The organism is Pseudarthrobacter quantipunctorum (assembly GCF_045291495.1).
GTDB classification, from domain to species: Bacteria; Actinomycetota; Actinomycetes; order Actinomycetales; family Micrococcaceae; genus Arthrobacter; species Arthrobacter quantipunctorum.
Map to the genome: position 1 here is coordinate 3,607,398 of NZ_CP148033.1, position 13,161 is coordinate 3,620,558.

Consider the following 13,161-nt stretch of genomic DNA (forward strand, 5'->3'; position numbering starts at 1 on the left):
CGTTGGTTCCCTCGGGTAGGGGTCCGAAAGCCTGCGGCAAGACTTAGAAGTAGGAAATCATAAGGTTGCTTATAAAACAATGCTCCCCGGATATAGGCTCGGTGTGTCAGCCGTACCGGGAAGCCATCCAAGGAGTCCTTGCCATGCACATCGCCATCACGGGTGCCAGCGGAAATGCTGGGACAGCACTCCTCCGCAAACTGCAGGCCAAACTGTCCGAAAAGCCCGGAAGCTTCAAGCTGACGGGGATCAGCAGGCGCCGCCCGGACACGGGCCGGGAACCCTACTCCGGCGTTGAGTGGCACACCCTGGACGTCGGCCTGGAGAGCGACCGGCCCCTGCTTGACGCCGCCTTGGAAGGCGTGGATTCCGTGGTTCACCTGGCCTGGCAGATCCAGCCCAACCGGGACCTGGAACAGCTGTACCGCACCAACGTGACCGGCACCAGGAACGTGCTGGCGGCAGCGGCCAGGGCAGGGGTGAAACAGGTGGTCTGTGCCTCGTCCGTCGGCGCCTACAGCAAGGCACCCAAAGACCAAAGACGCGACGAATCATGGCCGGTCCACGGCATGGCGGGCTCCCACTACAGCCGGCACAAGGCGGAGCAGGAAGAAGCCCTGGATGCGTTCCTGGCAGCGGAACCGGGCATCTCGGTGGCACGGCTCCGGCCAGGCCTAATTTTCCAGTCCGACGCCGGAAGCGAGATTGGACGGTATTTCCTGGGGCGGGCCATTCCACGCCTGCTGCCGGGGAAGCTCCGTATTCCACTGCTTCCCGCCCCGGACGGCCTGGTCTTCCAGGCGGTTCACGCCGATGACGTGGCGGACGCCTACTGGCGCGTTATCGACCAGCGGGCTTCGGGGGCCTTCAATATTGCGGCAGAGCCCGTACTGACGCCGCAGGAAATCGCCCGCATTGTGGGCGCCCGGAGGATCCTCCCCATTCCCATGGGGCTGCTTCATTGGATCGTCGGGCTGACGTGGCGGCTGCGGCTGCAGCCCACAGATTCCGGATGGGTGGACATGGCAGCCGGCGCTCCCATCATGGACACCGGCCGGGCCCGCCGAATCCTCTGCTGGGAGCCGGCGATACCGTCTACTGACGCCGTCAGGGCCGTGCTCCAGGGCATGGGAACGGGGGAAGGAGTAACTCCCTCCCCCGTGCTCAAGCCAAGGAAACCGGCACCGCCCGTGGACTAGATGCCCGAGTGCGGATCCTTCCGGTCACGGCGGCTGCCCTCGGCAGGATTGATTCCCTCATCGGCGAGGTCCCCACGTGCCGGGCGGTCCCGCCGCGCAGCATCGTCCCGGACGCCGCCGTGGGCCGCATCGTCGCGGACGCCATCGTGCGCAGCATCGTCCCGGACGCCATCGTGCGCAGCATCGTCCCGGACGCCGTCGTGGCCGGCAATGCCGCGGTCTCCAGGTTGGGCGACACCTCCATCGTCACGGGCATCATCACGGCCAACAGTGCCGCGGCGTGCCTCAGCGGGGCCGCCGCCCATACCTTCGTGGCTGGCTCGCTCGCGGTTGCTGCGGTCGCGGCGGTCCGGATGGACATCGCCGCGACGGTCGCCGTCGACGTCAGGATCGAGCTCGTCCGCCTTCCGCGCCCGTTCATTCACATCGTCGCGGAGCGCCTTGGCCTCCATGGCCTGCTGGTCTGCCTGCTGGCGCAACCTGGCCGCATCCACCTGGGCCTGCTCCGCATCAGCCCTGGCACGCGTAGCTTTCGCCTCGCGCTCCCGGGCGTCAAGATCCTTCATCTCGGCCTCGCGGCGGATTTCCGCTGCCTTAGCGCGCTGTTCGTCATCGCGCTTCTGCTGGACAGCCTTCCTGCGACGTCCGCCTGCCAGCAATAGCAGCACAACCAGCACCACCACAATGACGCCGACTACCACCCAAACCCATGGAGCTGTTTCCATAACACCCACTACTTTCCACTTGATGTGACCGGACCGGCCTGCGCCCTTCCGGCTGACTCTGCTGGAACCGTTTATAACTCGCTTAGCAAGGGTACTTACCTTTTATTAGTAATCATGCTTATTATTTTACGGCCAGTACTGCTGGTTCTTGATCAACAACCGGCCTTCTTGGAAAGAGAGAGCGAAGATGACAGAGAACCAATGGCCCGAGGATCCCGCCACGACGGCTCCGCCGGCCTCTACAGGAATTCCGGGTGAGCGGTCCGCCGCCACATTCCCATCAGCCGCCACTCCCCAATACGGCGCGGTCCAGCCCGGCGACAGCTCCGGGACGTCACGCAAGGATGCGGCAAAGGAAGAAGCAGCTGACGTTGCCCGCACGGCGAAGGGCTCTGCCCAGAACGTTGCACAGACCGCCAAGGAAGAAGCCGCGCATGTGGCGTCCGAGGCGAAGTACAGTGCCCAGGAACTGCTGCACCAGGCGAAGTCGGGACTGACCAGCCAGGCCGGGACGCAGCAGCAGAAGGCCGCAGAGGGCATGCGCAATATCTCCAGCCAGCTGCACAGCATGGCCACCGCCCCGGACCAGCAGGGCGTCGCCAGCGACCTTGTCCGGCAGGTTGCCGAGCGCACGTCGTCAATGGCGTCCTGGCTTGAGAACAGGCAGCCGGGCGACCTTCTCGGCGAGGTCCAGAGGTTTGCCCGCAACAACCCCGGCACCTTCCTCCTGCTTGCAGCGGGTGCAGGCGTCCTGGCAGGCAGGCTCACCCGCGGCCTCACCGCCGGGGCACCGGAATCTTCATCCACCAGCGGCACCACAAGCACCGCGGGCCTATACTCCGGAACGCCATACGGCGACCGGTACACAGAGTCCTATGTGCCGGCGGGCGGCACGGTTCCTCCGCCTCCGGTGCAGCTTCCCGGGCCGGCCACCACAACGGCAGGATACGACGGCGGCGCGCCAGGCAGCAGCTACGCCGACCCCACGCGTCCCGCCAGTCCCCTGGACAGCCCGCAGCTGGTTGAAGAACCGTGGTCCGGAAACCGGATCGCCAGTGATCCGCTGGGCGACCGCGACCTGGCCGACGATCCCATGGCAGGCGATCCCCTCACCCGGGACCGTTCCAGGGATGGCCAGTCTGGCGGGCTGTGATGAGTAGTTCGATTCCGGAACCGGCTCCGAGTGTGGCGCACGAGAAGGCTGAGAATGCCTCGTTGGGTGAGCTGCTCGGGGATGTGACCCGTGACCTGTCCACGCTCATGCGCCAGGAAGTCGAGCTGGCCAAGGCCGAACTGAAGCAGTCGGCCACGAAGGCCGGCAAGGGCTCGGGCATGCTCGCCGGGGCAGGCGTGGCAGGACACTTCGTCCTTCTCTTCCTGTCCCTGGGCCTGATGTTCGCCCTGGGCGCCCTGATGCCGCTGGGCTGGGCCGCGCTGATCGTCGCCGTGATCTGGGGCATCATCGCCGCGGTCCTGGCCTCGATCGGCCGCAAGGAACTCAAACAGATCAAGGGCCTGCCCCAGACCGGCGAAACCCTGTCCGAAATACCCCCAACCCTAAAACCAGGTGAGGTAAACCGATGAGCGATAACCCGGACGCAATCCGTTCAGACATAGAAGCCACCCGCGCACGCCTGGGCACCAACGTCGACGCCGTGGCGGACAAAGTCACCCCCTCAAACATCGTCCACCGCCAGACCGACAAAGTGAAAGACGCGGTCAGCGGGGTCAAGGAGAAAATCATGGGCGCAGCAGACCACACCACCACCCGTGTCCAGGACACCATGCACACCGGCGCCGGGCACACCGGCAACGCCCTGCACTCCACCGGTGACACCCTGCACGGGGCCAAGGACACCGCCGCAGCGAAACTCGGTGACGCCGGAACAGCGATCTCCAACGCACCGGACCAGGTCAAAGCCAAAACCCAGGGCAACCCCCTGGCCGCAGGCCTGATCGCGTTCGGCGCCGGCATGCTGATCTCCTCCCTGATCCCGGCCAGCCAAAAAGAACGCGAAGCCGCGGACCAGCTCAAAACCGCAGCCCAGCCCCTGGCCACCCAGGTCACCGACGCCGCCAAGGACATGGTCCAGGACCTCAAGGAACCAGCCCAGGAAGCCATGGAAAACGTCAAGGCCACCGCCACCGACGCCGCCCAAAATGTCAAAACCGAAGGCCAACACGCAGCCACCGACGTCAAAGACCACGCCACCGACGCCGCAGGCCACGTCAAGAACACCTAAGCGGCATCCAGCACACCGCGGCACAAGCAAGGCACCAGCACCACCCGACAGGCCGGCCCGCCAACCGCGGAGCCGGCCTGTCCGTTTTTCGCCCCTTACCGAGAGGACACCCCATGGCCACTCATGATGCATCCGAGAGCAGCACGGCCAAAGCAGGCCAGGCCCCGGCCCCCGATGATTCCAGGAAGCCGGACAGTCCCAAGGACCTGGTGAAGCCGAACTGGAAGTACATCGCCACCAAAACCCTCCGGGAGTTCAACAAGGACCAATGCCAGGACCTGGCTGCCGCACTGACCTACTACGCGGTGTTGTCCCTGTTCCCGGCCATCCTGGCTCTCGTGTCCCTGGTCGGGCTGTTTGGTGATCCACAGAAAACCACAGACGCGCTCCTGCAAATTGTCAGCGGATTTGTCCCGGCCGAGACTGTTGACACGGTAGGCGGAGTGGTGGCGGACCTGGCAAATGCCCCAGCGGCAGGATTCACCCTGGTTCTTGGCCTTGCCACCGCCCTGTGGTCGGCGTCCGGTTACGTCGGGGCGTTCGGCCGTGCCATGAACCGGATCTATGAGGTGGACGAGGGCCGGCCGTTTGTGAAGCTCCGGGGCACCATGCTGGTGGTTACCCTCCTTGCCGTTGTCATCGTGGCCATCCTGGCCGGCATGCTGGTCCTGAGCGGGCCGGTGGCAGAAGCGGTTGGCGGGCTGATCGGCCTCAGCGGCGTATTCCTGACCATCTGGGACATCGCCAAATGGCCTGTGATGGTGGGACTGATCATCGTGATCATCGCCGTCCTCTACTACGCCACCCCCAACGTCAAGCAGCCCAAGTTCAAGTGGATGAGCCTGGGGTCCGGTATCGCGCTGTTCGTTTTCCTGCTTGCGTCACTGGGCTTCGGCTTCTACGTAGGCAACTTCGGCAACTACAACAAGACCTACGGGGCCCTGGGTGGCGTGATCGTGATGCTGCTGTGGCTCTGGATCCTCAACATGTCGCTGCTCTTCGGTGCCGAGTTCGACGCCGAGATGGAACGCGGCCGGCAGCTCCAGGCGGGAATCAAGGCAGAGGAAACCATCCAGCTGCCCCCGAGGGACACCAAGAAGAGCGAAAAGCTGCAGAAGCAGGAGGAAGAGGACATCCGGCACGGGCGGGAGCTCCGTGAGAAGTACAGCGCCGAGAACGGCCGCGATGATTCCTCGGACGGGGGCCACAACCAGGACGGGGCACGTGACTCCGAACAGCACACGGAGCCGCACCGGGACCGGGTCCGTGACAAGGTACGCGACCGCGCCGTAGGCGGAGACGACGCCCGCGGCGGAAACGACCTCCGCTAGCGTTTCCACGGGGACTAGGCAGGACCTTCAAGATGGGAGAAAATTGTCTTGAAGGTCCTGTTGAGGTTTCCCGGGTTTAACAAGGTGCCCGGGAGCAGGCGGGGCCGGCGGTGAGATGGCCTCTTCTGAGACCGAGGCCAGTCCCCCCAGTCGCCGTCGGCCCCCTCGGTCCAGCTGAAAACAGCTGGATCCCGTGGCGCGATTCACCCGCCGCCGAAGTCCCCACCCAGGCCGGTTTCCCTGCCTGGCTGGATTACCTGGCCAGGCTGGCCAGCCTAACTGGACAAAGCGAGCCGACCTGCCATACCTTCATGATTACTCTGTTGCGCCCTCCGGGGCCGGCAGGGCCGCTGAAGCAGATACGGCGGCATCAAGGTCGAGCCCGAATGAGCGAACATGCCTGCTACACATTTTGAAGATTTTCTCGCCGAAGCAGTCGTCGCGGACAGGGAGCCGGGGCTGGGCCTCGGACGCGATGAGCTATATGGCCTTTACACCAGCTGGTGCCTCCTCCATAAGGCCCCGCTGCAAGCGCCGGAAGCCCTGTGGGCGGCGCTGGATACACACGGCATCGACCCGGACAGCAACAACCTGTCCATGACCGGCCCGGCAGCAGCCGACTACATCGTCGCAAGCGCCCCCGACCTGGTCTGACGCTGTCCCACCGGCTTTCCCCTCCTGGAAACGCTCCCTGCCGCAGCCAGCCATCTGTTGAAGCAACCCCTTGCTGGCTAGCATGGGAGCATGGCCCGCGTATTGCCGCAGGCCACAAGCCGAAGGGAGAAATGCCATGGGTTTGGACGACAAGATCGACAATGCCGCCGAGAAAATGGCCGGCAAGGCCAAGGAAGCAACCGGCAAGGCAACTGATGACGAAAGCCTGCGGACCGAAGGCCAAATGGACCAGGCCAAGGCTGACTTGAAGCAGGCCGGCGAGAAGGTCAAGGACGCCTTCCGTAAGGAGTAGTCCTGCTGAAAGGGGGTTGCTGCGGTACCGCAGCAACCCCCTTTTCCGTTAAGCCACGCTCCCGCTTATCCTCGGTGTCCGGGGCTGGCATTAAGCCTCCGGTGCCAGCGCAATGTCCCTGCCCAGCGTCCGCAGATAGGCGCCGAAGCCCTTTGGGGCACGGGCCTGCGTCCGGCCGGACGTCCGCACCCGGATGGTGTCGGTGGCCCTCACATCAAACCCGTGCTCCCGCAGCCGCCCTGCGAGCACCCGGTCCTCATGCGAGAGGTGCCGCGGGAACCCGCCCGCCGCAAGATATGCCGAACCGCGGACGCCCAGGTTCGCCCCGAACACGTGCGGGTGGTCTTCACCAAAGGAGTGCATAGACTGCCAGCGGCCGAGCAGTTCCGGCGCCATCCCGGCAGGATCCACGTCCACGGACCCCAACACGGCGTCGGCTCCCGCTGCGGCCAACCTGATTTGTCCCACAAGCCAGTTCTCAGGAACCACCGAGTCGGCGTCGGTATTGGCCAGCCATAACCTGGCCGCGGCGCCAGGGCTTGTATCTGCGGCCGCACCGAGCATCTGCCAGATTCCCGCCCGCCTGCTCCTGCCCACGCTGCGAAAGGCAACCGCCAGGACAGAGAAGCAGCTGTTCCGGGCGGCGTACGTGGAGGCTATGGCCGCAGACCCGTCCGTGCAGGAATCAAGGACCACCAGAACCCGGAGGTCAATGTGGGGATGGACCTCCCGGAGCGCGGATGCAGCGGCCGCCACGCCGCCGAGGGCGCGGCCCAGGTGGTCCTCCTCGTTGTGCACCGGAATCACCACGGCCACCCGGTCAACGGCAGTCAAGGCGCAGGCACCGCCGCCAGGGGCACTGTGAGGGTTTCGAGCAGGAAGTCGCGCTCCCGGTAGAGGCCGGCAGTGGGCCACTTCAGCCCGTCCCGCACCCGGGTGTGGACTGTTTCGCCGTCCAGTTCCCAGCCCGAAATGGGGTGGCGCCAGTGGCACAGCAGCAGGGTGCCGCCCGGGAGCATCGAATGCCTGATCCTTTCGATCAGGGCTTCGAGCTCACTGGCGGTGAGGTAGTACCCAACCTCGGACACCACCACCAGGTCATAGCTCCCGCCAGGCCACTCCGCGGGCATGGTCAGTTGCCTGGCTGATACGCCCGGGAAAGGAGCAAGGCGTTCTGCTGCCTGCGCCAGCGCCGCACCGCTGGCGTCCACGGCCAGCAGGTTCGCGCACCGCGGGGCAAGTTCGGCCGTCAGCGTGCCGATGGAGCAGCCGATCTCCAGCGCCGAGGAATACTGTTCGGAGGGCAAGGCTGCGACCGTCAGCGCCCGTTTCCGGCGCTCGTACCAGCTGGTGGCGTACTTCCAGGGATCGGGTTCCAGGTTGTGTATGCCGTCAAAAATTTCCTGGGCTTCCTTGCTGGTGTGCGGCACGGTTCCGGGGCCATCTGTTTTACCGGGCATGAACTCCTGCGGAGGTGTCCAGGCGAAGGTTTCAAAGGGGCGGGAGAAGTGCCGCAGGAAGGACTCGCTCAGGAGGACTTCATCACCGGGATGCGGAGAAAGCGGCGTGGTCTGGCTGGCATGCTCCTGCATGGCCCGTTCCTTGATGGACTGTTCCTCCGGCTCCAGCGGCAGCCTCACCCAGGACTGCCACTCGGGGTTGCCGGGCGTGGCCCAGTGCCAGTACCAGATGGGGTACTCCAGCAGGGCGTAGCCGTTCCCGGCGGCAACAGCAGCGGCCACTGATCCCAGGGCATCATGGTCGGCGTGCCCGTCGGCGCGGTACGGCGCAACAATGGCGAGCCGGCCTGCAGGGCCGGCCAGCCCTGCGGCGGCTTCCCTGACCACACGGGCGATGTCCGCCGTGCGCTCCGCCAGGCCGCTGTCCGGCAGGCCAAGGTACCGCCAGCGGTCCGTGAGCCCCATGGTTTCAAGGGCAGCCGCGAATTCAGCGAGGCGCCGGGCCGTCAGTTCTTCCCGGGAGACGGTTTCCGATCCGGGGTGCGAGGCCTCGCCTGCCGTGCACAGCAGCACCTCCACCTCTGCGCCGAGGCCGTGCAGCCGTGCCAGCAGGCCGCCCGCTCCGAGTGTTTCGTCGTCCGGGTGGGCGGCGAGGACCAGGAACCGCATGGCGGCAAGCTCCTCCGGAGCGAGCGGGAGCTCGGGAATGACCGGAAGGCCCCGGGCGGACCAGGCGGTCTCGTCAGTCCCCTCGTCGGTGTGCAGGAAGGTCACCACGGCGCGTCACCTTTCAAGGTCAAGGTGCCCAGCTGGGCGTCGTCACGCATGCCGTGGTGCTGGCGGACGTACAGCGCCAGGTCAGCCATCCGCTTTGCGTACTTCCGGTCGAAGGCCAGCGGTCCCGGCCCCCGGTTGCTGCCCACTACGGACAAAACGCGTTCGACGGCGGCGGCACAGGTTCCGCGTACCCGCAGCGCATTGCTCCACGGCGAGACCTGCCCGGCGGTCCCCTGTTGAGGGGACACCTGTTCAGCCGGCCTCTGTCCTGGCCGGTCTATGCCTTCCGCTGTTCCAGCGAGGCAGGCCAGCGCGGAGGTCAGGGTGCGGTCCAGCTCGCCCAGTGCCGCAAGTGCAACCTGGTCCGGCTCCCGCCCGGAAAGACGTCCCGCACTGAGGGATTCCCGGTAGTCGCGGGCGATGCCCACGGCTCCCCCGAGCCAGCAGGCGGCCACCCCCATGCCGCCCCAGGCAAAGCCAGGCCGGCTGAAGTACCAGTTGGTTCCCTGCAGCGGCTCGGCGGGGACACTGCTGAACCGGACAGTCCCGCTTGGGATCTCCTGCAGCCCCCTGGCCACCCAGTCCGGCTCCTCACACGTGACGCCCGCCTGGCGCAGGTCCACTGCAAAAGCCGCGCGGCCGCCGTCGTCCGTATGGGCCGTGACCACCGCGTGGTCAAGCAGCGGGGCGAGGGAACACCACGGCTTGGAGCCGGTCAGAACCACCCCGGATCCGTTCCGTTCCGCCGAGAGCCGCATCCCTGGACCTTCGGCCGCAAAAACACCCCAGGCCCCGCTGGCACGGGCGGGATCATGCCCTGCCTGGGCCAGGATCGCCAACGCGTCCAGGTGCGGCTCAAAGACGCGTGCAGCTGCAACGTCAAGGGCGGCCACCGTGGCCAGGAGCTCCCAGAGAAGCCCGGTACTGCCTTCACCGGGCTTCGGCCACTGTTTTCCGGCCTCCTGGGCCAGCTCAAGTAAAGCCGGTACATCACCGGCGCTGGCGGAGACGGCCTGGAACAGGGGATCCAGGCTGTCTGGGCCTTCCCTGCCGGCGGACAGCCGGACCGCTGCGCTGGGGCCGAACACCGCGTTCCCGGCGGATTTTTGGCTGTGTTCCTCGGAAAGTTCCGGCATCGTGACGGCGGCGCCTATGCGCCGGCCGGCTCGGTGACGGAGGCGGTGGGTGCCATGGTTTCGGCATTGACCATCCAGGCCAGCTGTTCCAGGCGCTCGATGGCGGCGTGGAGCAGGTCCGCGCTGGTGGGGTCTTCCTCATCCACTTCATCGTGGACATCCCGCATGGTCTGGACTGTCCGCTCAAGCCGGGCCGTTATGAGTTTTACTGTCTGTTTTGTGGAGGTTAGGCCTTCGGGAAACCCGTCCAGCCGGGTGCCGGCTGAGACGGTGGTGCTGCGGCCGTCCGGAAGGGCATGCAGCGCGCGCATCCTCTCGGCGGCCTGGTCAGCGAAGAGCCGTGCGGCGGCAATGATCTCGTCGAGCTGCAGGTGCAGGTCACGGAAATTGGTGCCCACGAGGTTCCAGTGCGCCTGTTTTCCCTGCAGGTGCAGCTCGATGAGGTCCGTAAGCACCGTCTGTAGGTTGCCGGCAAGGGTGGGTGAGGCTTTCATCGTTTTCCTCCACTGCTAACTGTTGGTCCGGCTGGCTGCCAGCCGGATTCTGGTTCTAAGCATACTTAGCAGTTTGTGGGGCAGGAAAGATTCCCGGCACCGGCGCTAGCGGATACGTCCAAGCGCGAAACCGTCCCAGCCTTTTGAGCCGACGGTCTGGATGACGGTAGCGTCCAGCCGTGGATGCTTCCCCAGGAGCTCGAGTGCACCGATGATTCCCGGCGCGTTGACGGGGTCCATCGCGGGGTCAACGATGGCTCCTTCCCAGACGGCATTGTCCAGCACCACCGTAGCCCCGGGCCTCCCCAGCCGGACGGCCCAGTCCAGGTAGCGGCTGTTGTTCTCCTTGTCTGCGTCAATGAAGATGAAGTCGAAGGGCGCCCGGCCCTCCTCCTCAAGTGCCGCCAGGGTCTCCAGCGCGGGCCCCAGCCGGATCTCCACTTTCTCCCCGAGGCCGGCGGCATCGATGTTGGCCCACGCAACTTCCGCGTGCTTGGGCAGGAATTCGCAGGTGACAAGGGTGCCGTCAGGGGGAAGGCCCCGGCCCATCCAGATGGTGCTGAAGCCGGCGAGCGTGCCAATTTCGAGCACGCGCCGGGCTCCTGTCAGCTGCACCAGGAGCTTGAGGAGCTTGCCCGCATTCGGCGCCACTTCGATGGCAGGCATCCCCGCCTCCGCGGCGGAATTTATGGCCTGCTGCAGCGCAGGATCGGGATGGACCACGACGCGGGACAGGAACTCTTCAGCCGCAATCCACTCCGGCCGGGGCTGGTGCTCGAACATTGCCACAGTTTGGCACGGGGCAGCCTTGGGGTCCATAGAGCTGCGGTTCCCGGAGTTGGGTCCGGTAACGGCCGACGGCGGGCCAGGGCTGCGCGGGTCAGGAACCGTCTGCGAGCGCTTCTTCCAGGCGGTCCACTTTCGCGGTCAGTTCCCCTGTGTACCCCGGCCGGATGTCAGCCTTGATCACCAGGGAGACGCGGCTGCCGTACCGTCCCACCGCTTCCGTGGCCCGCTTGACCACGTCAAAGACCTCGTCCCATTCGCCTTCGATGGTGGTGAACATCGAGTCCGTCGTGTTGGGCAGACCGGACTCGCGGACGATTTTGACGGCGGCGGCAACGGCGTCGTGCACTGACGCGTCTGTGGGCCTTGAACCTTCGCTGGGGGCGCCCGAGGGGGCGACAGAAAACGCTAGCAACATGAAGCCAGTGTGCCACGGCGGGCCCGCGCCGGCAGGGCGGGAAGGTGCCCCTGGGCGTCACATAACCGCCTACCCTGCAGTAACGGTGATCGCCGAAAGCTCCGTTGCTAACCTTTTCGCATGAGCCTCGCAGTCGCCCGTAAGCCCCTCCGTGCCGACGCAGCACGGAACGTGGACAAAATCATCACGGCGGCCCGGCAATGCTTCCGCGAATTTGGACCGGAAGTGCCGCTGCAGACCATCGCGGCAACAGCAGGGGTTGGCCCTGCCACCCTCTTCCGCAATTTCGCGGACAAGGAAGAACTGGTCCTGGCCGCCCTAAACCGGCAGTTGCGCCTCACTGTGGATCCGGTGGTGGACGGTGCCCTGGCGGACATCGACGCGGCCGCCGGGTTGTTGCGTGTCCTGGAGGCACTCATGGACGCGGCCAGCGCTGACGCCAACCTGCTGGGCGCCGTGGCGGGGCGGCGGGAACTCCTGACGGGCATCACCGGCTCACTCATGGACTCCATCAGCGTGCTGCTGGTGCGCGGGCAGGGCCAGGGAAGCCTGCGGGCAGACATCTCCATGACGGACATGTTCCGGCTGCTTGCGATGCTTATCGGCGTGGTGGACACCATGGAGCCCGGCTCTGACGCCTGGCGCCGTCCGCTGGCCCTCGTTGAGGACGCCATCCGCACGGTGCGGCCCACCCGCCCCCTGCCTGCCCATGTGCCGGTCCCGTCCACACCTGGAACGGGCCCGCACCTGGGCTGAGACTGCCGTAAAGCTGCGCGCACGAAGCGCGGCCGGAGGCTTCGGACCACTGGCCCCGGCGTTTGTGTTTGGCGCGCGGATGGCACCATTGTGGGCGTCCTGCACGTGCAATACACTTCAGGAGGGGTTACGCAGCCAGCCTCCCAACTTAGGGATGGAGTGACCCATGAAGCAATCCCCTCAGTTCCGGCGCATCCTGGCAGTGGCACGATGAACAGTTCAAAGCTGAACAAGTACCTTAACGATCCCCGCGGGCCCGAGGAAGTCCTTCCCTCCCTGACGGCGGAAGAACTCGCAAACCTGCTGGACGCCCTGTACCAGAACCTGGACACGCCTGAACCCGAGTTCGGGGCGGAAGCGTGGTACGAGATGGCTGTTGAAGAGAGCTGCAGGCGGGCCAGTTCGCCGGATGGCGCAGCGCACGGCGTGGCCTAGCCGGCAGGCTGCAACACTCTGGCCCGCAGACCCTGAATCCCCAGGTTTCGGCTCCCCAGGTTCCGGATCGCCGGACCCCTGCACCCGCCCGCGGCCCCACCTTTCCCCCAGCGCCCGCCGCCCACCACTACCAGCGGGACGAGCCCTGTCCGGCGTCGCCGTCGGACTCGTGGTGCTCCTGCTGATGCTGCTCCGATTGGTCGTGGCGCTCATTGGGGACGTGGTCTTTGGCCTCGTTGAGGTGCTGCTGCAGCTTTTCCTCCGCATCGCGGCGGCGCCGGGCTGTATCCCGCAGTTCCCGGGTGGATTCCGAACCACCGGGGTCAAGGTACCCTTGCCGGGGCTTCCCCGGCTGCTCCGGACGTGACCGATCGTTCATCGCGGTTCCTCCCTTGTGGCCGCCGCAGTGGGTTTGCGGCCCTGGTGCCAGTCCA

The 13,161-nt window shown here is 66.0% G+C and carries 17 protein-coding genes; 9 read left to right on the forward strand and 8 right to left on the reverse strand.

What is annotated here, in order from left to right:
• Positions 1–143: 143 nt before the first annotated feature.
• The gene (locus WHH00_RS16425; RefSeq protein ID WP_406634418.1) at positions 144–1,199 is read left to right on the forward strand and encodes an NAD-dependent epimerase/dehydratase family protein; all 1,056 of its coding nucleotides are present in this window, start codon (positions 144–146) and stop codon (positions 1,197–1,199) included.
• Here WHH00_RS16425 and WHH00_RS16430 read toward each other — a convergent pair.
• Complete coding sequence (locus WHH00_RS16430) at positions 1,196–1,924, reverse strand: hypothetical protein (RefSeq protein ID WP_406634420.1); 729 nt, start codon at positions 1,922–1,924, stop codon at positions 1,196–1,198. The genes WHH00_RS16425 and WHH00_RS16430 overlap by 4 nt on opposite strands.
• Positions 1,925–2,111: 187 nt before the next feature.
• Between WHH00_RS16430 and WHH00_RS16435 the strand changes: the two genes are divergently transcribed.
• The 6 genes from WHH00_RS16435 to WHH00_RS16460 all read left to right on the forward strand — a co-directional run bounded on the left by WHH00_RS16435 (position 2,112) and on the right by WHH00_RS16460 (position 6,465).
• Complete coding sequence (locus WHH00_RS16435) at positions 2,112–3,077, forward strand: hypothetical protein (protein WP_406634422.1); 966 nt, start codon at positions 2,112–2,114, stop codon at positions 3,075–3,077.
• A complete protein-coding gene (locus WHH00_RS16440) occupies positions 3,077–3,508 on the forward strand; it encodes a phage holin family protein (RefSeq protein ID WP_406634424.1) in 432 nt (143 codons plus the stop codon). Before WHH00_RS16435 ends, WHH00_RS16440 begins: the two co-directional genes overlap by 1 nt.
• Positions 3,505–4,167, forward strand: a complete 663-nt coding sequence (locus WHH00_RS16445) for a DUF3618 domain-containing protein (protein ID WP_406634426.1) — start codon at positions 3,505–3,507, stop codon at positions 4,165–4,167. The genes WHH00_RS16440 and WHH00_RS16445 overlap by 4 nt, the downstream gene beginning before the upstream one ends.
• Before the next feature lie 113 nt (positions 4,168–4,280).
• A complete protein-coding gene (locus WHH00_RS16450) occupies positions 4,281–5,498 on the forward strand; it encodes a YhjD/YihY/BrkB family envelope integrity protein (protein WP_406634428.1) in 1,218 nt (405 codons plus the stop codon).
• Between the two features lie 396 nt (positions 5,499–5,894).
• Positions 5,895–6,152: a hypothetical protein gene (locus tag WHH00_RS16455; RefSeq protein ID WP_406634430.1), complete on the forward strand. Its 258-nt coding sequence runs from the start codon at positions 5,895–5,897 to the stop codon at positions 6,150–6,152.
• Between the two features lie 136 nt (positions 6,153–6,288).
• Positions 6,289–6,465 carry a CsbD family protein gene (locus tag WHH00_RS16460; protein ID WP_231457440.1) on the forward strand — a complete coding sequence of 59 codons (177 nt, stop codon included), beginning with the start codon at positions 6,289–6,291 and terminating at the stop codon, positions 6,463–6,465.
• 90 nt (positions 6,466–6,555) lie between these two features.
• Here the strand turns inward: WHH00_RS16460 and WHH00_RS16465 are convergent, their stop codons facing one another.
• The 6 genes from WHH00_RS16465 to WHH00_RS16490 form a co-directional block, all read right to left on the reverse strand.
• Complete coding sequence (locus tag WHH00_RS16465) at positions 6,556–7,299, reverse strand: glycosyltransferase (RefSeq protein ID WP_406634432.1); 744 nt, start codon at positions 7,297–7,299, stop codon at positions 6,556–6,558.
• On the reverse strand, positions 7,296–8,702 hold the full coding sequence (locus WHH00_RS16470) for a bifunctional PIG-L family deacetylase/class I SAM-dependent methyltransferase (RefSeq protein ID WP_406634434.1): 1,407 nt from the start codon (positions 8,700–8,702) through the stop codon (positions 7,296–7,298). The genes WHH00_RS16465 and WHH00_RS16470 overlap by 4 nt, the downstream gene beginning before the upstream one ends.
• Positions 8,696–9,838 carry an acyl-CoA dehydrogenase family protein gene (locus WHH00_RS16475; RefSeq protein ID WP_406634436.1) on the reverse strand — a complete coding sequence of 381 codons (1,143 nt, stop codon included), beginning with the start codon at positions 9,836–9,838 and terminating at the stop codon, positions 8,696–8,698. The genes WHH00_RS16470 and WHH00_RS16475 overlap by 7 nt, the downstream gene beginning before the upstream one ends.
• A 14-nt stretch (positions 9,839–9,852) precedes the next feature.
• Positions 9,853–10,332: a Dps family protein gene (locus WHH00_RS16480; protein WP_406634438.1), complete on the reverse strand. Its 480-nt coding sequence runs from the start codon at positions 10,330–10,332 to the stop codon at positions 9,853–9,855.
• A 105-nt stretch (positions 10,333–10,437) separates the two neighbouring features.
• Entirely contained in the window at positions 10,438–11,115 is a 678-nt protein-coding gene (locus tag WHH00_RS16485) for an O-methyltransferase (protein ID WP_406634440.1), read from the reverse strand.
• Between the two features lie 97 nt (positions 11,116–11,212).
• Positions 11,213–11,536: a thiamine-binding protein gene (locus tag WHH00_RS16490; RefSeq protein ID WP_174182222.1), complete on the reverse strand. Its 324-nt coding sequence runs from the start codon at positions 11,534–11,536 to the stop codon at positions 11,213–11,215.
• Positions 11,537–11,656: 120 nt separating this feature from the next.
• On the opposite strand from WHH00_RS16490, the gene WHH00_RS16495 reads away from it, so the two are divergent.
• Complete coding sequence (locus WHH00_RS16495) at positions 11,657–12,292, forward strand: TetR/AcrR family transcriptional regulator (RefSeq protein ID WP_406634442.1); 636 nt, start codon at positions 11,657–11,659, stop codon at positions 12,290–12,292.
• A gap of 210 nt (positions 12,293–12,502) precedes the next feature.
• Positions 12,503–12,727 carry a hypothetical protein gene (locus WHH00_RS16500; RefSeq protein ID WP_350001027.1) on the forward strand — a complete coding sequence of 75 codons (225 nt, stop codon included), beginning with the start codon at positions 12,503–12,505 and terminating at the stop codon, positions 12,725–12,727.
• Positions 12,728–12,854: 127 nt separating this feature from the next.
• On the opposite strand, the gene WHH00_RS16505 is transcribed toward WHH00_RS16500, so the two are convergent.
• Positions 12,855–13,106 carry a hypothetical protein gene (locus WHH00_RS16505; protein ID WP_406634444.1) on the reverse strand — a complete coding sequence of 84 codons (252 nt, stop codon included), beginning with the start codon at positions 13,104–13,106 and terminating at the stop codon, positions 12,855–12,857.
• Positions 13,107–13,161: the final 55 nt, after the last annotated feature.